At 39.3% G+C, this 25,340-nt stretch carries 24 protein-coding genes and 1 tRNA gene; 10 read left to right on the plus strand and 15 right to left on the minus strand.

The genetic code is table 11. The features are described 5' to 3' along the window. The first annotated feature begins 28 nt into the window (after nucleotides 1-28). Both sfnG and ampC read left to right on the plus strand, forming a co-directional pair. Complete coding sequence (gene sfnG, locus F938_RS19970) at nucleotides 29-1,147, plus strand: dimethylsulfone monooxygenase SfnG (RefSeq protein ID WP_005034627.1); 1,119 nt, start codon at nucleotides 29-31, stop codon at nucleotides 1,145-1,147. 308 nt (nucleotides 1,148-1,455) lie between these two features. Further along, the gene (gene ampC / locus F938_RS19975) at nucleotides 1,456-2,628 is read left to right on the plus strand and encodes a class C beta-lactamase (protein WP_005034629.1); all 1,173 of its coding nucleotides are present in this window, start codon (nucleotides 1,456-1,458) and stop codon (nucleotides 2,626-2,628) included. 522 nt (nucleotides 2,629-3,150) lie between these two features. On the opposite strand, the gene F938_RS19980 is transcribed toward ampC, so the two are convergent. Next, nucleotides 3,151-4,335, minus strand: coding sequence for an acyl-CoA dehydrogenase family protein (locus F938_RS19980; protein WP_005034632.1), 1,185 nt, complete (start codon nucleotides 4,333-4,335; stop codon nucleotides 3,151-3,153). A gap of 169 nt (nucleotides 4,336-4,504) precedes the next feature. Beyond that, a complete protein-coding gene (gene acs / locus F938_RS19985) occupies nucleotides 4,505-6,448 on the minus strand; it encodes an acetate--CoA ligase (protein ID WP_005034634.1) in 1,944 nt (647 codons plus the stop codon). Between the two features lie 293 nt (nucleotides 6,449-6,741). Between acs and F938_RS19990 the strand changes: the two genes are divergently transcribed. Together F938_RS19990 and F938_RS19995 are read left to right on the plus strand one after the other, a co-directional pair. Then, nucleotides 6,742-7,323, plus strand: coding sequence for a DUF805 domain-containing protein (locus tag F938_RS19990; protein WP_005034635.1), 582 nt, complete (start codon nucleotides 6,742-6,744; stop codon nucleotides 7,321-7,323). 123 nt (nucleotides 7,324-7,446) lie between these two features. Further along, a complete protein-coding gene (locus F938_RS19995; protein ID WP_005034636.1) occupies nucleotides 7,447-8,451 on the plus strand; it encodes a mechanosensitive ion channel family protein in 1,005 nt (334 codons plus the stop codon). On the opposite strand, the gene F938_RS20000 is transcribed toward F938_RS19995, so the two are convergent. From F938_RS20000 to prfB, 5 genes are all read right to left on the minus strand, one after another. Then, nucleotides 8,434-9,147, minus strand: coding sequence for a 16S rRNA (uracil(1498)-N(3))-methyltransferase (locus F938_RS20000; RefSeq protein ID WP_005034639.1), 714 nt, complete (start codon nucleotides 9,145-9,147; stop codon nucleotides 8,434-8,436). The genes F938_RS19995 and F938_RS20000 overlap by 18 nt on opposite strands. A 70-nt stretch (nucleotides 9,148-9,217) precedes the next feature. Continuing rightward, on the minus strand, nucleotides 9,218-10,498 hold the full coding sequence (locus tag F938_RS20005; RefSeq protein WP_010590811.1) for a 3-deoxy-D-manno-octulosonic acid transferase: 1,281 nt from the start codon (nucleotides 10,496-10,498) through the stop codon (nucleotides 9,218-9,220). A 349-nt stretch (nucleotides 10,499-10,847) separates the two neighbouring features. Further along, complete coding sequence (locus F938_RS20010) at nucleotides 10,848-11,906, minus strand: alkene reductase (protein WP_005034642.1); 1,059 nt, start codon at nucleotides 11,904-11,906, stop codon at nucleotides 10,848-10,850. A 36-nt stretch (nucleotides 11,907-11,942) separates the two neighbouring features. Beyond that, a complete protein-coding gene (locus F938_RS20015; protein ID WP_009585144.1) occupies nucleotides 11,943-12,242 on the minus strand; it encodes an ArsR/SmtB family transcription factor in 300 nt (99 codons plus the stop codon). A gap of 140 nt (nucleotides 12,243-12,382) precedes the next feature. Beyond that, nucleotides 12,383-13,478, minus strand: a protein-coding gene (gene prfB / locus F938_RS20020; protein ID WP_100250478.1) for a peptide chain release factor 2 whose coding sequence is annotated in 2 segments (ribosomal slippage) — nucleotides 12,383-13,405 and nucleotides 13,407-13,478 — 1,095 coding nt in all. Because the reading frame shifts where the segments join, the coding sequence is not laid out codon by codon here. Nucleotides 13,479-13,653: 175 nt separating this feature from the next. Here prfB and F938_RS20025 point away from each other — a divergent pair. Together F938_RS20025 and F938_RS20030 are read left to right on the plus strand one after the other, a co-directional pair. Continuing rightward, the gene (locus tag F938_RS20025) at nucleotides 13,654-14,526 is read left to right on the plus strand and encodes a hypothetical protein (protein ID WP_005034646.1); all 873 of its coding nucleotides are present in this window, start codon (nucleotides 13,654-13,656) and stop codon (nucleotides 14,524-14,526) included. A gap of 298 nt (nucleotides 14,527-14,824) precedes the next feature. Further along, nucleotides 14,825-15,592, plus strand: coding sequence for a putative porin (locus F938_RS20030; protein ID WP_004832053.1), 768 nt, complete (start codon nucleotides 14,825-14,827; stop codon nucleotides 15,590-15,592). Nucleotides 15,593-15,686: 94 nt separating this feature from the next. Here the strand turns inward: F938_RS20030 and F938_RS20035 are convergent, their stop codons facing one another. The 4 genes from F938_RS20035 to F938_RS20050 all read right to left on the minus strand — a co-directional run bounded on the left by F938_RS20035 (nucleotide 15,687) and on the right by F938_RS20050 (nucleotide 19,490). After that, a complete protein-coding gene (locus tag F938_RS20035; RefSeq protein WP_005034648.1) occupies nucleotides 15,687-16,361 on the minus strand; it encodes an HNH endonuclease in 675 nt (224 codons plus the stop codon). Between the two features lie 280 nt (nucleotides 16,362-16,641). Next, nucleotides 16,642-18,210 (minus strand): glutamine-hydrolyzing GMP synthase, encoded by a 1,569-nt coding sequence (guaA, locus tag F938_RS20040; protein ID WP_004832057.1) that lies wholly within the window; start codon nucleotides 18,208-18,210, stop codon nucleotides 16,642-16,644. Between the two features lie 471 nt (nucleotides 18,211-18,681). Further along, nucleotides 18,682-18,957 (minus strand): hypothetical protein, encoded by a 276-nt coding sequence (locus F938_RS24825; RefSeq protein ID WP_005034650.1) that lies wholly within the window; start codon nucleotides 18,955-18,957, stop codon nucleotides 18,682-18,684. A 116-nt stretch (nucleotides 18,958-19,073) separates the two neighbouring features. Further along, nucleotides 19,074-19,490 carry a DoxX family protein gene (locus tag F938_RS20050; protein ID WP_004832061.1) on the minus strand — a complete coding sequence of 139 codons (417 nt, stop codon included), beginning with the start codon at nucleotides 19,488-19,490 and terminating at the stop codon, nucleotides 19,074-19,076. A gap of 196 nt (nucleotides 19,491-19,686) precedes the next feature. On the opposite strand from F938_RS20050, the gene F938_RS20055 reads away from it, so the two are divergent. Next, entirely contained in the window at nucleotides 19,687-20,337 is a 651-nt protein-coding gene (locus tag F938_RS20055; protein WP_004832063.1) for a DedA family protein, read from the plus strand. Between the two features lie 72 nt (nucleotides 20,338-20,409). Here F938_RS20055 and F938_RS20060 read toward each other — a convergent pair whose 3' ends face one another. From F938_RS20060 to F938_RS20075, 4 genes are all read right to left on the minus strand, one after another. Continuing rightward, complete coding sequence (locus F938_RS20060) at nucleotides 20,410-20,823, minus strand: hypothetical protein (protein WP_005034652.1); 414 nt, start codon at nucleotides 20,821-20,823, stop codon at nucleotides 20,410-20,412. Between the two features lie 13 nt (nucleotides 20,824-20,836). Beyond that, a complete protein-coding gene (locus tag F938_RS20065; RefSeq protein ID WP_005034655.1) occupies nucleotides 20,837-21,673 on the minus strand; it encodes a ParA family protein in 837 nt (278 codons plus the stop codon). 84 nt (nucleotides 21,674-21,757) lie between these two features. After that, nucleotides 21,758-22,150: a SirB2 family protein gene (locus F938_RS20070; protein WP_005034657.1), complete on the minus strand. Its 393-nt coding sequence runs from the start codon at nucleotides 22,148-22,150 to the stop codon at nucleotides 21,758-21,760. 18 nt (nucleotides 22,151-22,168) lie between these two features. Then, entirely contained in the window at nucleotides 22,169-22,477 is a 309-nt protein-coding gene (locus F938_RS20075) for a BolA family protein (RefSeq protein WP_005034659.1), read from the minus strand. A 217-nt stretch (nucleotides 22,478-22,694) separates the two neighbouring features. On the opposite strand from F938_RS20075, the gene F938_RS20080 reads away from it, so the two are divergent. The 3 genes from F938_RS20080 to F938_RS20090 all read left to right on the plus strand — a co-directional run bounded on the left by F938_RS20080 (nucleotide 22,695) and on the right by F938_RS20090 (nucleotide 25,333). Beyond that, nucleotides 22,695-22,770: transfer RNA gene (locus tag F938_RS20080), tRNA-Gly, on the plus strand. 892 nt (nucleotides 22,771-23,662) lie between these two features. After that, a complete protein-coding gene (locus F938_RS20085; protein WP_005034660.1) occupies nucleotides 23,663-24,415 on the plus strand; it encodes a class II aldolase/adducin family protein in 753 nt (250 codons plus the stop codon). A 6-nt stretch (nucleotides 24,416-24,421) separates the two neighbouring features. After that, nucleotides 24,422-25,333, plus strand: coding sequence for a C-terminal binding protein (locus F938_RS20090; RefSeq protein ID WP_005034662.1), 912 nt, complete (start codon nucleotides 24,422-24,424; stop codon nucleotides 25,331-25,333). Nucleotides 25,334-25,340 lie beyond the last annotated feature (7 nt).

The following is a 25,340-nucleotide window of genomic DNA, read 5'->3' on the forward strand; positions in this document are numbered from 1 at the left end:
CAGATAATAAAAAATAGAGGGTCATGTTATGTCACAGTTTTCATCACACCATAATCCAGCCATTAAGTTTGCATATTGGGTGCCCAATGTCAGCGGTGGTTTAGTGGTCAGTAATATTGAACAACGTACCGACTGGAGCTATGACTATAATGTCCGCTTAGCACAAGCGGCTGAAAAAAGTGGTTTCGAATATGCCCTCACCCAAATTCGTTTCACCGCAGGCTATGGCGCTGAAAATCAACATGAGTCTGTAAGTTTTAGCCATGCTTTATTGGCGAAGACGGACAAATTAAAAGTGATTGCAGCCATTTTGCCTGGTCCATGGAAACCTGTTTTAGCGGCCAAACAATTGGCAACGATCGACTATCTGACTAATGGTCGTATTGCCATTAATGTGGTGAGCGGTTGGTTTCGTGGTGAGTTTGATGCCATCGGTGAACCATGGCCTGAACATGATGAGCGCTATGTCCGTTCTGAAGAATTTATTCGAACTTTAAAAGGAATATGGACTACAGATAACTATAGTTTCGATGGCAAATATTATCAGTTTAAAGACTACACCCTAAAACCAAAACCTTTGCAAAAACCGCATATTGAAGTGTTTCAGGGAGGAAGTTCTCGTGCAGCACGTGATATGGCATCTCGTGTATCTGATTGGTATTTTACCAATGGCAATACTCCTGAAGAATTAAAAAAGCAAATTGATGATATTCGAGAAAAAGCCAAGCTGAATGGTCATTCAGTAAAAATTGGGGTCAATGCTTTTATTATTGCCCGTGATACAGAGCAAGAAGCCAAAGCAGTATTACAGGAAATTATTGATCAAGCCAATGTTGAAGCAGTCAATGCTTTTGGTGATGCAACCCGTGAAGCAGGTGCTGCCTCTAAAGAGGGCGAAGGCAACTGGGCAAAATCAACTTTTGAAGACTTGGTGCAATATAACGATGGCTTTAAGACCAATTTGATTGGCACACCGCAACAGATTGCTGAACGAATCGTTGAGTTAAAAAGTGTGGGCGTCGACCTCGTTCTTTCGGGCTTCTTACATTTTATTGAGGAAGTTGAATATTTTGGAGAAAAAGTGCTGCCTTTGGTACGTCAACTTGAAGAAACTCAAAAAGCGCAAATTACTGCGAAATCAGCCTGATCATTTCTAGTGCCAGAGTTTGTGCCGTAGAAAACAACAATAAACAACTAAAACAAAATTTGCAGCTTATCCCTCATGACTCGGCTTGAGGGATTTTTTTTGACACCGCTAAAGTTTCATGGTCGTTCAGTATGAACAGCCCAATCAGCTATAAAATATCGTTCTTCACCGATTGATTTGTTTTAATCATCTATTTTGCTTCAAGTATCTATATCGACATACATATACTCAACAAGCTTGATCTTGGAAAATCTCTAATCCACATTAAAATAATCTCTTTTTGCCTGTATAGATTGGAATAAGTGGTTATGGCTCTTTTAAAGAAAACAAAAACGATCTTTTACGTCTTGATCAGTAGCATGGGACTGACGACTTATGTAAATGCCAATCAGCAAATAACCACAGCGAAGGTTGAAAATGCAATGACTCAGGCATTTCAGCCCTTAATGCAAAAATATGCAGTACCCGGGATGGCAATTGGAGTACTGTACCAAGGCAAAAGTTATGAAAAATACTATGGTGTACAATCACTTGCTGACAAGAAATCAGTCAATAAAAATACCCTGTTTGAATTAGGCTCTGTGAGTAAACTGTTTACTGCAACGGCGGGCAGTTATGCGCAAAGTGTATCTAAACTATCACTTCAAGACCATCCAGGAAAATATTTACCTGCATTAAAAAATTCAGAAATTAATCAAGTCACACTTTTGCAGTTGGCAACCTACACCACGGGTAATCTGCCATTACAATTTCCTGATCAAATCGAAACCGATGCACAAACGCTTAAATACTTTCAAGATTGGAAAGTCAATCAACCCGTTGGTCAATTTAGACAATATTCAAACCCTAGTATAGGGCTATTTGGCGAAGCTACAGCAAAAGCCATGAACATGCCGTTTAGCACATTATTAGAGCGAGTTATCTTTCCACAACTTCAGCTCCAACATAGTTATGTCAATGTCCCAAAAGCACAACAAGCCCAGTATGCTTTTGGCTATGATCAAAACAATCGCCCAATTCGAGTTAATCCGGGACCTTTCGATGCTCAAGCCTATGGGGTGAAATCAAACCTTCCTGATCTTCTACAGTTCTTAAAATTGAACTTAAATCCAGATCAAGCGAAGGCATCCATTCGACCTGCAATCGAAGGAACGCATATCGGTTACTTTAAAATGGGAGGGATGACCCAAGCACTTGGATGGGAAACTTTCGACTATCCAGTAAGCTTAGAAACATTATTAGAAAGCAACTCTGACCGTGTGGTGATGCAATCAAACCCAGTTGAAAAAACACTGGTCAAATCAGGGGCAAGAGTATTCCATAAAACAGGATCAACAAATGGTTTTGGAACCTATCTGATTTATATTCCTGCGGAAAAATTTGGCTTGGTCATGCTGATGAATAAAAGAATTGCAAATGCCGAACGTATTCAAGCCGCTTATGAAGTATTGAATACCTTGAAACAGACATCTCATCCTTAACCTTTGTTGATTGTCGAAGTGAGGTACGCCATGTACCTCTCAGCGATTCAAAGCTTATGCTGTCTCAGCTTCTTACCTGTAGTCAATTTTTTGAAAAAAAATACAGTAAATATAATTTTTAGACCAATAAATTCAATATGATAAATATATTGTTTGATAATCTAAAGCTTGCAATGCCACGCTTTAGATCTATAGTTTAAATCGGTTTGCGTAGGCGATGCTTCACTTTTCAGAGATAAAAAGATGACAAAAATCTTTCGTTTAAAAGGGTTCTTGCGCTGCAAACAAAGCAGTGCTTTGTTTTTGCTCATATACCCCCGCTCAACATGGCGACATCCATGTCGCCTCACGATAGCAAGACTGTCTGAGAATCAAAAATACAAAAAACTGTTTATACAAAACTTTCAAAAATCCATATAAAAAGCATATGCTTGTTTGAAGATAAATCACTTGTATGAATAATCAGGTGGTTTGACTATATCTAAGTTTGGTCACATAGACAAATGAAATGGCTGAGCTTGCTCAAGAATAAAAACTAGGATTAGGGACTTTTCCTGTCAACACCCAGTCCCCAACCTCTTGATATTTATAGTCGATTGGATCATGTAAAGTTTGTGTGCGTACATTTCGCCAAAAACGGTCTAAATTCAATTGTGCTGTGGTTGCACGCGCACCCAAAACTTGAAAAATATTTTGGGTCACGAATAGTGAGCTATTCGTAGCAGCAATTTTTGCAGTCGCAATCGCGATTGACACCTGACCCCGTTGCTGTTCAGTTAAATCTTCACCAATATTCCAAGCCGCTTGCAATGCTTCAACTGCCTGCTCTATCAGTAAGCGTACGCTTTGTAGCTGGACATAAAAATCAGCAAAATGCTTTTGGATATACGGATCATGTATCGCTTGCTCAGCCAAAGATTTTGACCATGCTTTTTGTGTTTGTATCGATTGTCGAGCGACTTCAAATGCACCTTCTGCGACACCTAGGAAAAGATGCACAAAAATCAATTGAGCAATCAGTGGGCGTAAACTTGAATACGGCGTACTTAATGGTCCAGGATTTAAAAGCAACTCATCTTTATATACTTTCACTTGTTCAAAATGGCTAGTTCCACTGTCTGTCTGACGTTGTCCCATATTGTTCCAATCCCCTAAAAAGCTTACTCCTTCTCGTTGGGTTGGAATCACAGCAATCAGTAACTGATCAGCAGCATTAAAACCAGAACACAGTAAAATATCTGAATCTATAGAACCTGAACAGAAACTTTTATCACCATGAAAAATAAATTCCTGTTCAGACACTTGTTGAACAGTGGTTCGTTTATCTAAAGGATTGAGCGTGTTACCCCAAAACAAATGCTGCTGCGCAGTTTGCTCAAACCATTGCTGATATTGCTCAGGTTGGGCAAAGAGTTGAACGGTGGCGATTAATAAATGATGAAAAGCATAGACATGTGCTAAGGAACTATCGACTTGTGCGATGGTTTGAACCGTCTGAAAAATTGTCTTCCAATCTGCGCCTTGCCCACCATATTGTTGTGGAATAGCCAGGCTCAATAAACCACTTTTGCGGATCAAATCACGTTCAAACTTCGGATTGCCTCCTGCTTTGTCTCGCTCAGCTGCTGTTTGTGCAAATTGCTTTGCCAGTTCTTTTGCAATATCCAAAGCCGAAAGATTTAAAGCAGATTGTGGTGCATTCATCATTTTAACTCTTATATCCAATTTATTGAGCTTAGCAGATCAAGCAAGATGACCTTATCACAATGCTTGCGTTACTTATTCGATCCTTTGAAAATAACACTTAAAAAATACCGCCAGTATTGAGCTGACGGTATCAAACTTTAGCCTAACCAAAAGCTACTCGCGAGCTTGATCAAGTGTGAGCTTTGACTTCTGTAATCAATTGATCCACTACACTTGGATCCGCCAAAGTCGAAGTATCGCCTAAACTGTCTAATTCATTGGCAGCAATTTTTCTTAAAATCCGACGCATAATCTTACCTGAACGGGTCTTTGGTAAAGCCGGTGCCCAATAAATGGCATCTGGTGTTGCGACAGGTCCCAATACTTTACGAACCCAATTGACCAGTTCTTTACGCAATTCTTCTGTTTCAGCCTCGCCCGCTTGTAAGGTGACGTAAGCTGCAATTCCTTGCCCCTTGATCTCATGAGGCATACCCACTACGGCAGATTCAGCAACTTTTTCATGCGCTACCAACGCACTTTCAATTTCAGCCGTACCTAAACGATGACCTGAAACATTCAATACATCATCGACGCGCCCAGTAATCCAGTAATAACCATCTTTATCCCGTCGTGCACCATCACCTGTGAAATAACTTCCAGGATAGGTTGAGAAATAGGCTTCAATAAATCGCTCAGGATCTCCCCAAATGGTGCGCATTTGCCCCGGCCAAGAACCTTTGATAATCAAGTTCCCTTCAGCCGCTCCTTGCAGTTCCTGACCTTCTGCATCAACCAGCGCAGGTTGTATTCCAAATAAAGGACGTGTTGCAGAACCTGGTTTTAGTGCAGTTGCGCCTGGCAATGGTGAAATTAAAATTCCGCCTGTTTCGGTTTGCCACCATGTATCGACAATCGGACAACGGCTTTCACCCACTACGGTATAATACCAATTCCAAGCTTCAGGATTTATTGGTTCACCTACTGAGCCCAATAAACGCAAACTACTGCGGTCACTCTCACGAACGAATGCATCACCCTCACGCATCATGGCGCGAATTGCTGTCGGTGCGGTATAGAGAATCGTAATATTATGCTTATCGACTATATGTCCAGTACGTGCCCAAGTTGGATATTGTGGAATTCCCTCAGACATTACTGTGGTAGTACCGTTAGAGAGTGGTCCATAAAGCACATAAGAATGACCTGTAATCCATCCGACATCAGCAGTACACCAGAACACATCATCTTGCTTAATATCAAATACTTCTCTAAAGGTTGAATTCACATAAGTCAGGTAACCCCCTGTAGTATGTAAAACACCTTTCGGTTTTCCTGTGGAACCTGAAGTATATAAGATAAATAAAGGATCTTCGGCGTTCATGGCTTCTGGCGGGCAGATGTCTGTCACCGTCATAATTTCCATGTGATACCACAAATCACGTCCCTCTTTCATCTGAATAGGGTGCCCAGTACGATGGACGACAATCATTTTTTCAACAGAACTGGTCCCCGCAAAAGTCAAGGCAGCATCCACATTTTCTTTCAATGGAATAGTTTTTCCGCCACGCATTCCCTGATCAGCGGTAATGACTAATTTGGCTTGACTGTCATCAATTCGGCTGGCAAGAGAGTCAGGAGAGAATCCTCCAAAAACCACACAATGCACCGCCCCTATACGTGCACATGCCAACATCGCGATTGCAGCTTCGGGAATCATCGGCATATACAAAATGACCCGATCACCTTTGGTTATCCCATTTTTTTTCAATACATTGGCAAAACGACAGACTTCATCATGCAGCTCTTCAAAAGAAATAATTTTATGTCGTGATGGATGATCACCTTCCCAGATGATTGCAGGTTTAAGTGGATGCTCTTTGAGGTGACGATCTAAACAGTTGGCACTGACATTCAATTCACCATCCGCAAACCATTCAATCTTAAAATGATCTTTGTCAAAATTGGTATTTTTAACTTGAGTAAATGGTTTGATCCAATCCAGTTTTTTTGCTGCTTCTGCCCAAAACTCGTCTGGATGCTCCACTGACTGTTGATAACGGTCAAAATACTCTTGTTCATTGGTTCTTGCGGTTTTTACAAATTGTTCTGGAACTGGATATATTTCGTTCATATTCTGCTTCCTTGATCTGTCATCTCATCACGAGATGTATGCCTACGTTATTGATTTTATTTGCTGCATGTGTTCAGTATTACGATAGCGCATTTTGATTAACAATTGTGCTTTGGTCGTAGACACAGGGGTCACTTTAACCATCGGAAAATGTTAAGTCATTTGCCAAAACATTCGAATTTTCAATATCTATGTCGCTTTTTTGATCTTATAATTTGTGGTGATAAGTGCATATGGTTTTTTTCAGAAAAAAACATTTCCTTACTGAATTTCTTCAACTGGACACAATCATCATGCAAACACAACAATCCTCTTCATTTTTCTCAAAACAGGTCATACCACAAACTGATCATCCACTATCGATACACGGTCGTTTTAATCGTTTGAGTTATATTGCTTGGTTCGGGATCTTACAGCTGTTTTTTACTTTTGCACTGTTGAGTCTAAGTGTGATGCTGGGAATTTTGAATTTGGATTCAATGCATTTCAGCCAAAATGCCATCCATTCTCTTTCTACACTCAGTCAAATGAGTTATATCTTATTGAGCTGCACATATTTATATTTCATGTTCGTGGTGGTGATTCGTCGACTTCATGATCGCAATAAATCAGGTTGGTGGATAGTGCTGTGTTTGATTCCAATCATACAGTTTTTTATGGCATTTTATTTGCTCTTTGCACGTGGTTGCAGCAAAGCCAACCGTTTCGGTCATCCCCGCCCATCTGCATTCATTGAAAAATTACTCGCTTGGTTGATGATCATTAGTTTTGTGATTGGATTATTTGCATCCACCAGTATCGTGTCTTTTATGGTAGGTACAGGAGAAATTGGCAGTCCCACTACGATCATTCAAAAGAGTACTGAATATTTTTAAAGCGGATTGACTTTGCAATCAACTTTATCAATGCTGGTAAAATTCTCATCAATATTATTTTATTTTTCGGTTATACGAAAAACTGTAATCAAGGCTTAACTTCTTTAAAATTTCAGGCAAAATATGCCAATTATTTTATTGGACATCATTGTGGCTGAAGATGCAAATGCATTGAGTACCGTTGCGCAAGACACGACTCAATTGATTAGTTCTGCAGGTGAAAAAACTGCGCAAACGGTAATTCAACATACCGAAAAATATAAAGATGCATACACAACCATTGATAAATTTGTAGATGGTTTTTGGGAGCGTATGCCTTATTTATGTATTGCGTTGATTGTCATCACCATTTTTTGGTTATTGTCTAAGCTGTTTAAATTCTTTGTTCGTCGAACACTCGAAAATCGTACCTATACACGCCAAAATTTAGTTTTAGTATTGAACCGTGTAGGCAGTACAGCGATTATATTTTTTGGTTTTTTAATTGCCATGGTCATCGCAATTCCAGGTTTTACGCCCGGTCAATTGATGAGTGCCTTGGGGATTGGTTCGGTTGCGATTGGTTTTGCCTTTAAAGATATTTTCCAAAATCTACTTTCAGGTATTTTAATTCTTTTAGGTGAACCGTTCAAAATTGGCGATGACATCATCGTGAATAACATGGAGGGTACGGTTGAAGATATTCAAATCCGTGCGACCTTTTTACGTTCACCAGACGGTCGCCGTATTGTGATTCCAAACGCAACGGTTTATACCAGCGCAGTCACGGTCAATACGGCTTATCAGCGTCGTCGCTGTGAATTTGTAGTCGGTATTGGCTATGAAGATGATGTACAAAAGGCGAAGGATATTATCCTTAAATTACTGGATAAAGATCAGCGTATCCTGAGCCAACCGGGCTTTACAGTTAATGTATCTGCTTTAGCTGATTTCTCAGTCAATTTAACCGTTCGTTGGTGGGTAGATACCACTCAAGTTGTCACTGCTGCATCGATCAGTCAAATTCAAGAAAATGTACTTGAAGCCTTTGCAGAAAATAATATTTCCATCCCTTACCCAGTTCAGGAAGTCAAAGTATATCGTGGTGATCCATCTAGCGACGATCTTGAATCAGCTCGTGCTAAATAAGCGTCCAATGACATAAGGAATCGCAGTTTCAGTACGTAGAATACGGTTGCCTAAGCTGACAGCTTGGCAGCCGTTTTTAATGAGTAAATCAATTTCATAGGGAATAAAACCGCCCTCTGGACCAATAATTACAGTACATGCATGTTCAATCGCAAAAGGCATCTGCTGTTCGATATAAGGATGTGCCACATAAGCTGGGCTGTGTGCGTGAATCAACTGTGGTAAAACATCTTCCACAAAGGGCTTAAAGCGTTTATATAATTCTATTTTTGGGGCAATGGTATCCCCAGCTTGCTCCAACCCCAACGTTATGTAGTGTTCAAGTTGTTGTAAAAAAGGCGTTTGCCAATAGCTTTTATCGACGCGATAACTATGTATAAGTATCATTTGCTGCACGCCCATTGTGACTGCATCCATGATCAAACGCCGCAATACTTTCGGACGTGGTAGAGCGACAATCAAAGTCATGGGTAATTTTGCAGGAATGACTTCTTTTTGAATCGGTCTAATTAAAATCTCTTGTTCAGAAACAGCAATGATTTCCGTTAAATAGCGATCTCCATCTCGAACACCTACTTTCAATGTATCACCAACCTTGACTGCGAGATGGCGATGTAAATGTTCAAGTTGTCGATTGGAACTAATTTTCCAAATATCGGACTGCGTTTGACGAGGGTCGAGAAGAACAATGTTCATAATAAAGTCTGGTTCATTTGGCTTGATGCATTGCAGCTTTTACAACAGCGGATTTCACAACAATATCGAATTATAGATAGCGATCAATCACGGCAATATGTTTCTGTAAAGAACCTTTATTACGGTTCAATACTTCAACCGCATGCTGACTCAACAGTTGGGCAAAATCCTGATCTTCCAAGCAGCGAACCAATAGCGCAACAACCTCATCGACTGTTTGTCCAACCTTTACAGCATTCGCTTGTAAAAACTCATCTACGATCGCCTGAAAATTAAAATAACGTGGTCCAATCACAGTAGGAACATCTAAAACCATTGGTTCCAAAATATTATGACCACCCCCCGGTTCATTTAATGAGCCACCAACAAAACACGCTTGGCTCAAGGCATACCACAACCACATTTCGCCCATGCTATCGGCTAAATAAACTTGCGTATCCGTTTGGATTGTCTGTTCTAAACTACGACGGTGAGTGATTAAATCTAAGTTTTGCGCTGTCGAAAAAACATCATCAAAGCGTTCGGGATGACGGGGTACAACGATCAATACCCAGTCTGGATAACGTTCTAAGTATGGCTTAAATGCCATCAGTAGTTTTTCTTCTTCAGGCGCATGCGTACTGGCAATAGTTATAATTTTTCTATTACTCAAATGCCAATCATGTTGAAGCTGCTCAGCCTGCTGTAAAAATTGCACTGGTGCAGAAATATCGAATTTAATGCTTCCAACCACTTCTGTTTTAACTTGCTGAATACCTAAATCAACAAAACGCTGTTGAGTTGCCCGATCCTGTGCCAATAAATAATCCAGTTTTTGTAGCATCGGTAAAGTCAGACTGGGTGCTTTGGCATAACCTTTGGCTGACTTTTCTGAAAGTCTGGCATTGACCAAAATGCACGGTACTTTAAATTGTTGGCTTTGATCAATCAGATTAGGCCAAAGTTCTGTTTCAACTAAAATCAGCAGTTTTGGCTGGTATTTTTGATAAAAATCAGTAATCAGATGCTTCTGATCCGCAGGTAAATATACCGCTTGAAAAAGCGACTGATACGGTGCTTTTAAAAATAATGATTTTGAGCGCGCTTGTCCTGTTTTTGTTGTATTGGTCACTAAAACAGCATGACCTGCCTTTAGATAATGCTCAATTAACGGTTGTGCTGCATTGGTTTCACCTACAGAGACACAGTGAAACCAAATCGTATGTTGATTCTTGACTACTTCAAATGGACCAAAACGTTCGAGACATTCTTGTTGGTATTCCGCCATATTTTGTGCACGTTTTTTAATTCGCCAACGATACAAAGGTTTGACGATTGCAAGTGCTGCGTTATACCAGAAAGGAGTAGCCAAACAGAATGCCTCTATACAAATCAATGGGCAAATATAACAGAGCATTATTCAGTTGTTAATGAATAATATTGAATGATTTGTTGTCACGGCACTGAAAAACTTTTTGCTAAAGCCAAGACATCTAATCCATTAGTACAAAAGCATGCTTTGTTTAGCTAATCAGAAATGAAATCTGATCGAAATTTTATGGGTTGAAGCATAGATATTTATACTACAACCCAATCTGATCTTTTGCGATTGCGATATGAACGAGATCCTATGATACAAAGCTTTGCATATTTTAGCTACATGAAGCCAGCTACATACGCTCTAGTAAAAAATCGTTTTAGCTTATAAAACAACAATGTGATTAAGCTAAAGCTGGATAATCAATATAGCCTTCTGCTGTTTGCGAACCAATCATATTTTCAAACACCAATTCATTCAAAGGTGCATCCTGAACCAGGCGCTCAAACAAATCAGGGTTGGCAATATACGCCTTACCAAATGACACAGCATCTGCCTGACCAGATGCTAGTAATTGAATCGCATCTTCACGACTTAAACGCATATTGGCAATATACGGTACGCCACCTGAACGCTGCTTCATATATTGACTGATACTGTCTTCAGCCAAATACTCACGGGTAAAGAAAAATGCAATTTTACGCTGACCAAGTTGCTCAAGTGCATAACCAAAAGTTTCACGTGGATCAGCATCACCCATATCATGTTCATCGCCACGCGGTGCGAGATGCACACCAACACGACCTGCGCCCCATACTTCGATTAAAGCGTCTACTACTTCGAGTAAAAAGCGGGCGCGATTTTCTACCGAACCACCATATTCATCCTCTCGGTGATTGGTTGAACTTTGTAAGAATTGATCGATCAAATAACCATTGGCTGCATGTAATTCCACACCATCAAAACCTGCTTGTTTGGCTTTGATTGCAGCTTGTTTATATTGTTCCGTAATGCTGTGAATTTCAGAAATTTCTAAAGTACGTGGAATCACATAGTCACGTTTAGGACGTAGTAGACTGACCTGACCTGCTTGCTGAATCGAACTCGCAGATACAGGGGTTTCACCATTGAGTAAATCTGGATGTGAAACACGACCAACATGCCATAACTGCGCCACAATTAACCCACCTCGATCATGCACTGCTTGAGTCACAGGTTTCCATCCTGCTACCTGTGCTTCAGTAAATAATCCAGGGGTATTGAGATAGCCATTGGCTTCTTCTGAAATGACAGTAGCTTCAGAAATGATTAAACCTGCACTAGCACGTTGTGCATAGTATTCAACCATCATTGCTGTAGGTACACGATCAGCGGTGGCACGGCTACGCGTTAATGGAGCCATCACCACACGATTTTTGAGATGTAAATCGCCAAGTACAAGGGGAGAATTGAGTTCAGCCATATTTGCCTCATCACTCGCTGTCCCGAATTTGAGACCTTAAAGCGAGTTTTGTAGATAATCAATATATTGCTGAATGAGCGCTTCATTGCGTGAAAAGTATGACCACTGACCATATTTTTCTGCCTGAATTAATCCTGACTGTTGTAAAACAGACAAATGATTTGACATGGTAGATTGAGAGACATTACCGAGTCTTTCGATATTCCCTGCACACACACCACGCCCAAAGCCACCGCACTGCTCTTCAGACAAATATTGTTGTGGGTTTTTAAGCCACTCCAAAATCTGACGTCGAGTCGGATTCGCCAATGCTTTAGAAATTAAATCAATATCCATCTTAGACACATTCAATTCAGAGCAAAGCTCCATTCAGCATCTTTGCATTTAATATATCGCATTTTTTCGATTTTAATATCGATTTTTTTGGATATATTGCAAAAACACAGATAAAGCTTTGCTTTTGTTAAAATTTTAAATTAAAGACCTTGTTTTAAACTGGCTTCAATAAATTTATCCAGATCACCATCCAATACTGCACCGGTATTTGAGTTTTCTACGCCTGTACGTAAGTCTTTAATACGAGAATCATCCAATACATATGAACGAATCTGACTTCCCCAACCGATATCCGATTTGGAATCTTCAAGCGCTTGAGCTGCCTCATTACGTTTACTCATTTCCAATTCGTATAATTTGGCACGTAATTGTTTCCAAGCATGGTCACGGTTGGCATGTTGTGAACGTTGGTTCTGACAAGCCACCACAATTCCTGTTGGTGCATGAGTTAAACGGACGGCTGAGTCTGTTTTGTTAATGTGCTGACCACCCGCACCTGATGCACGGTAGGTATCTGTACGCACGTCAGCAGGATTAATATCAATTTCAATATTATCGTCAACTTCAGGTGAAACAAATACCGCTGAGAATGAGGTGTGACGGCGGTTACCAGAGTCAAATGGTGACTTACGGACTAAACGGTGCACACCTGATTCGGTACGTAACCAACCATATGCATACTCACCTTCTACACGGATTGTTGCTGATTTGATACCCGCAACATCACCATCAGATTCTTCCATCAACTCTGCTTTAAAGCCATGACGTTCAATCCAACGCATATACATACGTAACAGCATAGAAGCCCAATCTTGCGCTTCGGTACCACCAGAACCTGCTTGGATTTCTACATAGCAAGGATTCGGATCCATTGGATTACTAAACATACGACGGAATTCAAGTTTTGCCAACTCTTCTTCAGCCGAGCTCAATTCAGCTTGTACATCAGCCAATAAGCTTTCATCATCTGCTTCAACTGCTAGATCAAGCATAGCTTGGGCATCATCTAACTGCGTTGCCAAACCTTCTAACACATTGATGACGTTTTCAAGCTCACCTTTTTCTTTCGCCATAGCTTGTGCACGGCTTTGATCATTCCAGATCGCAGGATCTTCTAACTCGCGGAGAACCTCTTCTAAACGCTCTTTCTTTAGATCGTAGTCAAAGATACCCCCGTAGTGTTAGACCACGGTCATTTAAGTCTTTTAGCTGAACTAGATAAGGATTAATTTCCACGAGTTTTAATCTCACATTTGACGTCTTTTAATTCGCAGGCATTCTACCACAGAGTACAAAAAGTTGAGATATGGCTTTTTTTTAACTTAAATAATTGACCAAGGTATAGTTTTTGTGAACAATGTTATTATTATGTAATCAATACACTTCACAACAAAAATATCTTAGGAAATTTATGAAACGATCACTCATGTTTTTCGCTATGAGCTCTGTCGCTTGCTCTAGCTTCGCTTATATTGTGCAATTGGACGCAGCCGTCACCTCTCTTGATCATGATAACAACTACATAGATAAAGATTATCAAATTGATATTAAAGGAAAATATTTATTTGATACTGTGCAAATCAAAAACAACCCATATAATGAAGCTGCTTTTTTGAACCACAATAGTAATGCTTATGCGACTTATAACTATCACAGCATCAAAAGTCAGGACTATTTGACCTATGATCCTTTAGCAACAGATAATTTTTATCAACTTGCACGAGCAAAAGACAAACAAGATGTTCACTATTTCACAGGTGGTCTAGAGTTTTTCCACGAGCAATTTTATTTAAATGGCGAAATGGGTTTAGCAGCAGTCAAAATAAAAAGTGATCTAGATTCAAACTATGGTTCTATAAACTATAAAAACGATTATAACGTGACCATGTATCGCGCATTGGTAGGTTATATGCCGATCAATAATTTGCTCGTTGCTGTAGGCGTGGATGGTTATCGTGGAGATAAGTATGCTGATGATCAAACTGATTTTGCAGCGAGAATCAAATATGTAACACCTATTGGTCAGAATGGAAACTACCTAAACCTTGAGGCAAATGGCACATTTGGTGATGAAAATAATGTGATCTTTGCTGCAGATTATTATTTAACACATGCTTTCAGTATTGGTAGTGGGTATAGCTTAAAAGACGACGACGAAAGCAATAATAATTTTCTTTGGTTCCGAAGCAAATATTTTGTTAATCCAAATTTTGCTGTGGGTGCAGAAGTTGGTTTGAGTAGCGGAATGGACCTTTTTAGCTTAAATGGAACTTTCCGTTTTTAAAGGCAAAGGGTTACAAAGAATCTAGGTATTTCATTTATGAAATACCTTTTTTATTACAAAGTATGTCCATCACTTACCCAAAGCCTACTAATATCCACATTATCTACACAGTTTTAATAAAACAAAACACAATATTTAAATTATATTTATCATATATTTAATATTAATTATTTACATATACTCACTATTGTTACAGTCTCGTTACTATAGCATGGTTGACGATTTTTGAATTTCACCTAGACTCGAAATTGTAACTAAACATGTATAAATCAATTCTTCTTCATAGGGGGCAAATTCCATGAAAAAATTAGCAATTGCATCTGCAATCTTTTCCGTAGCCGCTTTAACTGGCACTGCACATGCTTACCAAGCAGAAGTAGGTGGTTCTTATACTTATAATGATTGGGACAACTCTGATGCTACTCATAACTTCGGTGTAGATGGTACTTATTACTTTAAACCAGTACAAACACGTAACTCACCGTTGAATGAAGCTGCATTCTTAGATCGTGCAAGCAATGTAAAAGCCAATGTTGATTATGCAAAAAATAGTGGTGTTAAAGACAGTCAATATGGCGCTGGCATCGAATACTTCGTACCAAACTCTGATTTCTATGTAAGTGGTCGTCTCGCTCGTGATGAGCATGAAGTTGATCGTACAGACATTGACAATAAAGTAACAACTTATGGTGCTGAAGTGGGTTATTTACCTGCACCAGGTTTATTACTTGCGTTGGGTGTAACGGGTTACGACGTTAAAAACGGTGATGACGGCGCAGACCCAACTGTACGTGCTAAATATGTAACTAAAGTGGGTCAATATGATGCTAACTTTGAAGCATATGGCGCATTCGGTGATTTAGACGAATACAAAGTACGTGGTGACTTATATTTAGATAAAACTTTAAGTGTTGGTGCTGATTACTATAACAATGATCTTACGAAACGTGATGAATGGGGTATTTCTGCGAAGAAATTCTTCAATCAAAACGTAAGCTTAGAAGGTCGTGTTGGTTTCGGTGATGACTACAACACTTATGGCGTTCGTGCTGGATACCGTTTCTAAGTTAAAATCTAAGACGACATTAAAAGCCAGTCACTTGACTGGCTTTTTTTGTTTTTTATAACAATTTATAATGTCGCTAATTTTGCAGCATAAATTATTTACCAAAAATTGTATCTCGATGAAATTCTAAATAATATTGATGATTCGAATGAAATTCAAAATATGCTTTTGATGGTATTTTAAAAAATTCTTTATCGACATCAGTTAATTGAGAACTCAATAAAGTATTTCCGCTCTGATCAAAAGAAATTAAACCTTGATCAAATAATCTGTCAAAATTTGGGATGAGCAATAATCCATTATATTCATCACTTCTTTCCTCATTCTCAGATTTTGCCCAGGGTTTTATATGAGATGCTGTCAATAACTGCGGATTTTTGTAGCCAGTTACAGCACAGTAGGGATGCAAATCAAATAATTTTTTTCGAAACTTGTATTGCGTGAGACGTATCATCACCAATCTTTCAGCTTCTGAGGTAAAGTTTTGATTTTCCGTGAATATATTTCGATCTCGAATATCAAATTCTTTTAAATAATTTCCATAATGGTTGAGCGCAGAAGAGTACATATTATTCCCAACATGATTGCGCTCTTTATAAATATCTAGTGTGAAGATCATCTTTTTTAGAGCGTCAAACTCAATACTATTTTTTGGCAACTGATAACTTGGAAGCCATTCACCGATTCTATTTTGAATCACCAAAACATATTTGGACGCAGTTGCGGTTGATAATCTTCTTTCTTCTATCAACCAATGATAAAAATCCATAAGCATCTCTAATTATTCTATTTTTCAACTATACATTAAAAAAGGACGCTTATGCGTCCTTTAATTTAGTCATTAATTTTTTCTAAACTACTGCTGCCGTGAGCATAGCTCTTGGCGTAAAATCAGCAAGAAGCGTTGCTTTTAGAAAGCCCCTACTGCCGCGGGCACAGCTCTTGGCGTAAAATCAGCAAGAAGCGTTGCTTTTAGAAAGCTCCTGCTGCCGCGGGCACAGCCCTTGGCGTAATTCAGGCAAGAAGCGTTGCTTCTTGAAACCCCTGAATTACTCCCATTCAATTGTTGCTGGTGGCTTAGAAGATACGTCATATACCACACGAGAAACATCTTTAATTTCATTCATGATACGTGTCGAGATTTTATCCACCAACTCATACGGCAAGTGAGCAAAACGAGCAGTCATAAAGTCAACAGTTTCAACCGCACGCAGCGCAATGACCCAAGCATAACGACGACCGTCACCCACCACACCCACTGATTTGACAGGTTGGAATACAGCGAAAGCTTGCGCAGTTTTATCATACCAACCACTTGCACGAAGCTCTTGCATAAAGATGTCATCTGCAAGGCGAAGAATATCAGCATATTCTTTCTTCACTTCACCCAAAATACGAACACCTAAACCTGGACCTGGGAATGGGTGACGATACAGCATTTCATGTGGTAAGCCTAAAGTTGTCCCTAAACGACGCACTTCATCTTTAAACAAATCACGAATTGGCTCAACCAACTCGAATGCCAAATCTTCAGGTAAACCACCCACATTATGGTGTGATTTAATCACATGCGCCTTACCATTTTTAGTTGCCGCAGACTCAATCACGTCAGGGTAAATCGTACCTTGCGCAAGGAAGTTTACACCATCAAGTTTACGTGCTTCTTCTGCAAATACTTCAATGAATTCACGACCAATAATTTTACGTTTTTTCTCTGGATCAACTTCACCTGCAAGTGCAGATAAGAAGCGATTTTCAGCATCCGCACGAATCACACGAATACCCATGTTTTTCGCGAACATATCCATCACTTGCTGACCTTCGTTTAAACGAAGTAAACCGTTGTCAACAAATACACATGTCAATTGATCACCAATTGCTTTATGAAGCAATGCAGCAACAACTGAAGAATCCACACCACCAGAAAGACCTAAAAGAACTTTTTGATCACCAATTTGCTCACGTAATTGTTCAACACGTAAGTCGATGATATTTTCAGAGTTCCAAAGATTACGGCAACCACAGATTCCATGTACGAAGTTAGACAATAACTCTGCACCTTTAGCTGTATGAGTAACTTCTGGGTGGAATTGCACACCATAAAAACGACGAGTTTCATCACTCACTGCTGCAAACGGGCAACTTGGTGTACTTGCAGTCACTTTAAAGCCTTCAGGGATTGCTGAAACTTTATCGCCATGGCTCATCCAAACATTGAGTTTGTCTTCGCCATCGTTTAAATCGCCAAGCAGTTGGTCACGAACCAAGACATCAACGGCAGCATAACCAAACTCATGTACTGTACCTGGTTCTACTTTACCGCCAAGCTGTTCAGACATGGTTTGTAAACCATAGCAAATACCCAATACTGGTACGCCTAATTCGAATACACATTTTGGCGCACGTGGACTACCTTCCTCATGCACACTCTCTGGACCACCCGACAAGATGATACCATTTGGATTAAAGGCACGAATGTCTTCTTCAGACATATCAAAAGCATACATTTCAGAATATACACCAGCTTCACGTACACGGCGTGCAATAAGCTGGCTATATTGAGAACCGAAATCCAAGATAAGGATACGATCTTCAGTAATTTGAGTATTGGTAGTCATGAGTCAACAACTATGCAGGCAAACGAATATAAGCGCCGTATTCTATCATTTTTATAAGCTGTACGCACTCCATTCAAGCAAGTTCGCAATCTTTCTAAAAAATCATTTTAAATAATCAACTTATAGATTCATTTTCCGTTTAATGATTTCGATCAATTCGGTTGGTGTCACACATCGATTTAAAAAACTTTCTAAACAACCTTCATTCGTCACTTCTCTAAAAAAAACCTCATGATCTGTGCCGAATAGGGTCGGATTTTCAGGACAGGGATCTGAGGCACAAATATATAAATGATCAGGAAAACCATAGCGGTAAAAGAGTTGTAAAAGCTCAGGTTTTGGATTTTGAGTCAGTTGGATGATTGCGTTGAGATCAACATCATCGTCTAAAAAGTCATCATTCCATTCTTTAAAATCAGCCGTGCCTTCTTTATAAGGAGTAAAGAGTATGGGTTGCCAAAAGCTTTGCCCTCATCCTTCTTCAGTCAGTTGATAATATTCTTGAATAAGTTGAGTGAAAAACGCATCAGGATTTTTATCGAGTTCGGCTTGATGTTGATCTATATATTCACCTAGACCATAAATAGGTTCTTGATCATCCGCTGTTGCCCAAGGCGTATCTTGAGGTCGTTCATATAAAACGCTATTGAAACGAATAGCGCATAAATCATCTATCCACGATACACCTTTGATCTGATCAATATTACCACCAAGTGCTTGTATTCTTTCTAAGATTTCTTTTTTCATTGTGCAAGCTTAAATAAGGTCTTTGACATAGCATAAACCGATTCATCTGTTTGAATAAACCAAAATCAAAACACAAAAAAGCCAGAGATTGATCTGACTTGTTTGTATGTTCAGTTTTATTTTTCAATGGCATGATCAATACTGAAGCGTCCTGCTCCATGAAGCATTAAGAAAAATAGACCACCCGCCATTGCAAAGTTTTTCATAAAGTTAATTGCATCTGTTTCACCACCGTGGAACAAGAAAGCCGTAATCAAACTAAAAAAACCTAAACCAAATGCAGCAAATCGTGCTTGGAAACCAAATAACAATGCTAAACCACCACCAAACTCAACCAAAATTGTTAAAGGCAACATTGCACCCGGTACACCCATAGATTCCATATAACCGACTGTTGCACTATATGCTGTGATTTTTCCCCAGCCTGCCACAAGGAAAATATAAGCCATTAAGATTCGAGCAACCAATGCAATGAATGCATTCGTACTTGGCTGATTTACAATATTTTTAACTACAACATTTGGATTAAACATGAGAACACCTAAATTTGTATTTCGTTTTGAAGATGGATATATATTAGTCAGTAAAAATTTTCAGATCGATACCTAAATTTTAAACTTATCGTTGCAAATTAAGAACAATGATAAATTTAAATATTTACTTTTTAATACTGACTTTCATAACTCACACTGCTAGGATTTGTGCACCAATTCGCATAGTTTTTGCCTTATGGATCTGATTGATTTTATTTTGCATATAGATGAGCACCTTTTTGAATTTATTAAAAATTACGGTGTTTGGGTATATGGAATCTTATTCCTGATTATTTTCGTTGAAACAGGTCTAGTGGTCATGCCCTTTTTACCTGGGGACAGCTTACTCTTTGCAGCGGGTGCTTTAGCTGCATCTACAGGTGCAATGGATCCAACCGTTTTAATTGTACTGTTATTTATTGCCGCCGTTCTTGGTGATACTTTAAATTACCATATTGGCAAGTATATTGGTCCACGTGTTTTCGAAATTGATTCAAAATTTATCAATAAAGAACATTTGCTTAAAACCTCACAGTTTTTCGAAAAGCATGGTGGAAAAACGATTATTTTTGCTCGTTTTATTCCTTTTGCCCGTACATTTGCGCCCTTTGTGGCAGGTGCAGGAAGTATGAATTATAAATACTTTCTCACTTATAATGCGGTAGGTGGAATTTGCTGGGTGGGTTCTTTTATTATTTTAGGTTATTTATTTGGTAATATGCCAATCGTGAAAGATAATTTTACCCATTTAGTATTTGGTATTATTATTTTAAGCGTACTCCCTGGCATCATTGGCTATATCCGTCATAAGTTTTTTAACAAACATAAACTGCCAGACAATGAATAAATGACTCGCAAAAGATTCATATAACAACACAGCCGATTTTAAAATCGGCTGTGTTGCTTCTGTTTAAAGTGTTTATTTTTTTACTTGCTGACGTTTAGGCACATAAGGACAGTTTTTAAATTGAGCTGCTTGTGAAAGCGCATCTTGCTCACCATAGAGGCGAGATAGTTCAGTGTTCTTAGTGTTTGAAGATTGTCCTAAATTCACCGAGATACTTGGACCAATTCCCCAACCCCAGCCACCGCTGCCCCAACCACCACCAACACCTAAACCAACTCCAACACCTGTGCGTTTTGCTGGTTGAACGCCATTATTGATATATTGTTGAATGCGGTTAAATTCTGTTGCCAGTTGCATACAGTTCATGGATTGATACTGCGTTGGTGACACATAGGTCGGCTTCACCGTCGTCGCACATGCAGATACAAGTACCGTCGTTAAGGCAACAACAGCTAATTTAGCAGAAGTCATTTTCAATGATTTCATTACAATCTCGAAATTATTTTTTATCAATCTCATTGAACAATGATTGATAGGCTTGAGTCAATTTATGATCTGTAGCCAAATGAATTAATGGTAGATTTTTATGATGTGACTCTTTCATTAACACGGATGGTGGCAACATATTTTCTAAAACAGGCAAGCCTTCATCTTTGAGTTGCTGGACCACTTCACGCGGTAATTTGGCTTGTGCCTGATATTGATTCACCACAATACCTTCAATTTCAAGTCGATCATTATGGTCATCTTGTGTTTCAATAACATTTTCAATCAAAGTTTGTAATGCTCGTTTTGAGAATACATCACAATCAAATGGAATCAATACGCGATCTGCCGAAATCAACGCAGACAAGGTAAAGAAGTTAAATGCCGGAGGTGTATCAATATAAATACGCTCATATTGATCAGACAAAGTTTGAATAGCATCACGCAGTTTATAAATCTTATGCTTTGATTCTAAAGCATGCTCTAATTCACCCAAACTCGGACTCGCTGGCAATACATCTAAATCTTTAAAGGGTGAGCGATGAATGTATTGTTCAAAGCCCTTATTCTTTGTTTTGAGAAGTGTGCCCAGTGCATTACCAATCAGACCTTTTTGCTGATTATTCCCCAGCACATCATTAAAGAAGTTTTCAATATTGGGTTCTAAAGCTGTCTTTTCCGCAGAATAGGTTGCATCGTCGCCTAACAAATATTGGCTTGAGTTCGCTTGAGGATCTAAGTCGATCACCAGTGTTTTAAAACCCTGATAGGCACTAATGGCTGCGAGATTTACGGTAATACTTGATTTCCCTACACCGCCCTTTTGGTTAAACACCACACGAGTCAACATATCAATCCCCAATATCTCATTATTTTTAAACGTGTATACAGTTTAACCTAGACCTTATCCAAGTGTGAAATTCATGTCTAACAATCAACTAAAAACTGGTTTAATCATCACCAAGCTTAAGGTTGCAATCAACGCTACTGCTCCAATCACCATACCTGCACGGCGTTGAACCAAAAGCACCGAATCATCTTTTTTATAGGCTTTAATTTGTGAGGAAAGAAAGACAATAAACAGCATGACTTTGGCATAGAACCACGGCTGTACTTTGAAATCATTGATGATTAATAAAGTGATACCCGTGAGCACAATGACCGTCAAAGCAAGATGCTGTAAGGCAACCAAAACAACACGCCCTTGTGAACTTGGCTGTTGATCTTGCGTACCCACAAATAAAGTCACTGCATGTAACACAAAAACCAGTATGAGTAAGACCACACTGCTCATGTGAATAATTTTAACTAATAGATGTATATCCATCTTAAATCGTCCTAAGTGTTATGACTTAGGTGCATGTGCACATTCAGGGCTTGCAGGTGCTTGACCTTGCCATTCACTTGGCATGTAGGCATGAATCGCCAAAGCATGAATTTTTCCAGGGCTAAGGAGTTCTTGAGCAACTGCATAGACCTTTTGATGACGCTGTACCAAACGTAACCCAGCAAATTGCTCACTGACGATCACCACTTTAAAATGTGATTCTTTACCCGGAAAATATCCACCATGACCTGAAGACTCATTGATCACTTCTAAATGAGATGGCTCAAGTTGATTTAACTGTTCAATCAATTGCTGTTCTAAACTCATGCGCTTTCCTTTTAGAGATGCCAACGGGTAGATTCCATAGTATAACGGATTCTTGATACTTCTCCGTGACTAAAGCTAGACTTTTACAACCAGATTAGAATGTTTTAAATTGAATTTTGAATTTTTTTCATAAAAATGTCTTTATTTTATGCAATTAACCGTGAACCTTGCAGAAAAATCTTGACCCTATCATTTGTTGATGTATTATACACCGCATGCGGGAATAGCTCAGTTGGTAGAGCATAACCTTGCCAAGGTTGGGGTCGGGAGTTCGAGTCTCCTTTCCCGCTCCAAATTCAAAAAGCTCTAATCGAAAGATTGGGGCTTTTTTATTGATTCTATTCAAGGTTTATAAAGTTATATCGTCAAAACGTTTAATTTCTCATAAAGCGATGAAAGAATATTTGAAATAAGCAAACCATAGAATCTACTAATATTCCCAACGCTTACGTTTAACCCTTATCTACGATTCTCTATTGGATTAAATCAAGACTATCTCAATTAAAGCTCGATCATGAATTTTTGGGGGTCTACGAGGACATGTACGTTTTTAATTCCAATACGTTTTCTCCAGCTTAAAATAGTATTTTTTATGAATTTCAAATTAAGCAACAACGACTCGAATAGAAAAACGTCCATCACACTTGGCTAAAACTGTCCATCTAAAATGTTCTGAATAACCTATAAAATCTAAGGTCTTAGATTTTATCTGTTTGACTACATTTCATTGTCAAAGTTGATTGGTTTCCAAGTCTCAATCAACCAGATAGATGTTGAGATGACATCTTTGCAGTCACCTGCATCAACAATGTTAGTCTTATTTTTCAAGCTCTATTTTTTTCTTTAAATACTGTCATATGCAGACTAAGCAAGCCAATAATTATTTTTCAGCAAGTGATTTGATTGGCTCCTTTGAGTTTTATCAAATTGGCTCTCGTTTGTCATTCATCTACGCGACATAGTAGAAACAGGAAATTCGTGTAGAGCGCGAGCTGGATTTAATATAACCGGCACAGTAGTTATTACATTAGAGGTGATATTTATATTAGACCTCTTGCATTGGTTAAAATTTGAGCACGGATAAGCTTGGATTTATAAGGTATTGCATAAAGCCTGAATGACCACAAAACTACTTTTAAAAGCGCTCTAGTGTTCGAAAAATAAAGACAAATTGAAGGAATAAAAATGATCAGTGACCCAGCTAAAATCATTGATGATGAAAGCACGTTACGGCGTGATTTGGCTGCTGCCTATCGTTTGGCTGCCATGTTTGGTTGGGAGGACACTTTATATACTCATTTTTCAGCCCGCCTCCCTGGTGAAGGGGAACCACGCTTTCTGATTAATCCATTTGGTCTAATGTTTGATGAGGTGTGTGCCAGTGATCTGATTGTGGTTGATTTACAAGGTAAAGTCATATCAGGACACTCTCCATATAATCCAGCAGGATTTACTATTCATAGTGCCGTACACATGGCAAGAGAAGATGCACATTGTGTTATCCATACGCATACATTAGCAGGTATGGCGGTAGCTGCCAGTGAACAGGGGTTGTTGCCACTCAATCAGATCAGTCTTGAATATTACAATCGGGTTGGTTATCACGATTATGAAGGCGTCGCTTTTAATCTAGATGAGCGTAGTCGCCTCCAGACATCACTAGGCAATAATAGTGCATTAATTCTACGTAGTCACGGTTTGTTATCAGTTGGAGCAACCGTTGCTGATGCTTTTCAGATCATGTACTACCTGAACCGTGCTTGTGAAATACAATTGGCCGCAAGTCAATTGGCAATACTTGGGCAGGTGCGACAGGTCGAACCTGCTTTATGTCAACATGTGAGTCAGCAATTTCAAGGTGTAGAACATGAGCGTCAAATTGTTTGGCAGGCGTGGTTACGTAAACTAGATCGTATAGATCCGTCATATAAGGATTAATCGAACATGGCAAGAATTGCTATTACCGATACAGGGGGACTTGACTTTACCCCAGGTATTGCTGTGTTGGATGCGGCTGGACATGACACGATTTTGCTTCATGAAGGAGAAGGTTTGCTTACACACTTGGCTGATTTGGAAGGGCTGATTGTCAGTTTTTGCCGTATTGATGCAAGTGTAATTGCAGCAGCCCCATTGTTGAAAGTAATTGTGACCACCACAACAGGGCTAGACCAAATTGACATGCATGCTGCAAAAGCAGCGGGCATTGCTGTTTTTTCACTGCCTAGTCCAGCCACTGAGGAGGTCGCAACACATGCATTGGCAGGCATACTGACGTTGTTGAGAGAAATTCCTGCTGCACGTGAGGCATCAAAGTGTTGGGATTTTAAAAAAATTCCAGCACCTACACGAATCAGTGAACTCACACTTGCTGTTTACGGTATGGGGCGTATTGCTAGAGCATTGGTCACACTTGCCCTGCCATTATTTGGACGTGTTGTTGCCTATGATCCATATATATCCACTGAGGCATGGCCTAAAACGGTTGGACGTGTTGATTCACTCAATGATCTTTTTCAGATTGCAGATGTGCTGACCTTACATGCGCCAGCTACATTGGAGAATCATCATCTTGTGAATACGCGCACGATTGAGTTAATGCCTCAAGGTGCGTCGATCATCAATGTTGCACGTGGTGAATTGGTGGATACACAAGCACTCATTGCAGCTGTTCAGTCTGGAAGACTGCGTGGCGCATTTCTGGATGTTGTTGATCCAGAGCCTCCTGAAGCAGATGCCCCTGTACTGCATGAACCAAGGATTGTGGTAACACCCCATTCAGCTTTTTTTAGTAAAGAAACTGAACTGGCTTATGTCATGCTTGCTGTTGAAAATCTACAGCAAATATTTGAATAAAAAAAAG

The organism is Acinetobacter bereziniae LMG 1003 = CIP 70.12, from assembly GCF_000368925.1.
In the GTDB taxonomy this organism is placed as follows: Bacteria; Pseudomonadota; Gammaproteobacteria; order Pseudomonadales; family Moraxellaceae; genus Acinetobacter; species Acinetobacter bereziniae.

Bases quoted from the DNA above. Each gene is read 5' to 3' on its own strand.
- sfnG (WP_005034627.1), top strand. From the start codon at position 29: ATGTCACAGTTTTCATCACACCATAATCCAGCCATTAAGTTTGCATAT.
- ampC (WP_005034629.1), top strand. From the start codon at position 1,456: ATGGCTCTTTTAAAGAAAACAAAAACGATCTTTTACGTCTTGATCAGT.
- F938_RS19980 (WP_005034632.1), bottom strand. From the start codon at position 4,335: ATGATGAATGCACCACAATCTGCTTTAAATCTTTCGGCTTTGGATATT.
- acs (WP_005034634.1), bottom strand. From the start codon at position 6,448: ATGAACGAAATATATCCAGTTCCAGAACAATTTGTAAAAACCGCAAGA.
- F938_RS19990 (WP_005034635.1), top strand. From the start codon at position 6,742: ATGCAAACACAACAATCCTCTTCATTTTTCTCAAAACAGGTCATACCA.
- F938_RS19995 (WP_005034636.1), top strand. From the start codon at position 7,447: ATGCCAATTATTTTATTGGACATCATTGTGGCTGAAGATGCAAATGCA.
- F938_RS20000 (WP_005034639.1), bottom strand. From the start codon at position 9,147: ATGAACATTGTTCTTCTCGACCCTCGTCAAACGCAGTCCGATATTTGG.
- F938_RS20010 (WP_005034642.1), bottom strand. From the start codon at position 11,906: ATGGCTGAACTCAATTCTCCCCTTGTACTTGGCGATTTACATCTCAAA.
- F938_RS20015 (WP_009585144.1), bottom strand. From the start codon at position 12,242: ATGGATATTGATTTAATTTCTAAAGCATTGGCGAATCCGACTCGACGT.
- F938_RS20025 (WP_005034646.1), top strand. From the start codon at position 13,654: ATGAAACGATCACTCATGTTTTTCGCTATGAGCTCTGTCGCTTGCTCT.
- F938_RS20030 (WP_004832053.1), top strand. From the start codon at position 14,825: ATGAAAAAATTAGCAATTGCATCTGCAATCTTTTCCGTAGCCGCTTTA.
- F938_RS20035 (WP_005034648.1), bottom strand. From the start codon at position 16,361: ATGGATTTTTATCATTGGTTGATAGAAGAAAGAAGATTATCAACCGCA.
- guaA (WP_004832057.1), bottom strand. From the start codon at position 18,210: ATGACTACCAATACTCAAATTACTGAAGATCGTATCCTTATCTTGGAT.
- F938_RS24825 (WP_005034650.1), bottom strand. From the start codon at position 18,957: ATGAAAAAAGAAATCTTAGAAAGAATACAAGCACTTGGTGGTAATATT.
- F938_RS20050 (WP_004832061.1), bottom strand. From the start codon at position 19,490: ATGTTTAATCCAAATGTTGTAGTTAAAAATATTGTAAATCAGCCAAGT.
- F938_RS20055 (WP_004832063.1), top strand. From the start codon at position 19,687: ATGGATCTGATTGATTTTATTTTGCATATAGATGAGCACCTTTTTGAA.
- F938_RS20060 (WP_005034652.1), bottom strand. From the start codon at position 20,823: ATGAAATCATTGAAAATGACTTCTGCTAAATTAGCTGTTGTTGCCTTA.
- F938_RS20065 (WP_005034655.1), bottom strand. From the start codon at position 21,673: ATGTTGACTCGTGTGGTGTTTAACCAAAAGGGCGGTGTAGGGAAATCA.
- F938_RS20070 (WP_005034657.1), bottom strand. From the start codon at position 22,150: ATGGATATACATCTATTAGTTAAAATTATTCACATGAGCAGTGTGGTC.
- F938_RS20075 (WP_005034659.1), bottom strand. From the start codon at position 22,477: ATGAGTTTAGAACAGCAATTGATTGAACAGTTAAATCAACTTGAGCCA.
- F938_RS20085 (WP_005034660.1), top strand. From the start codon at position 23,663: ATGATCAGTGACCCAGCTAAAATCATTGATGATGAAAGCACGTTACGG.
- F938_RS20090 (WP_005034662.1), top strand. From the start codon at position 24,422: ATGGCAAGAATTGCTATTACCGATACAGGGGGACTTGACTTTACCCCA.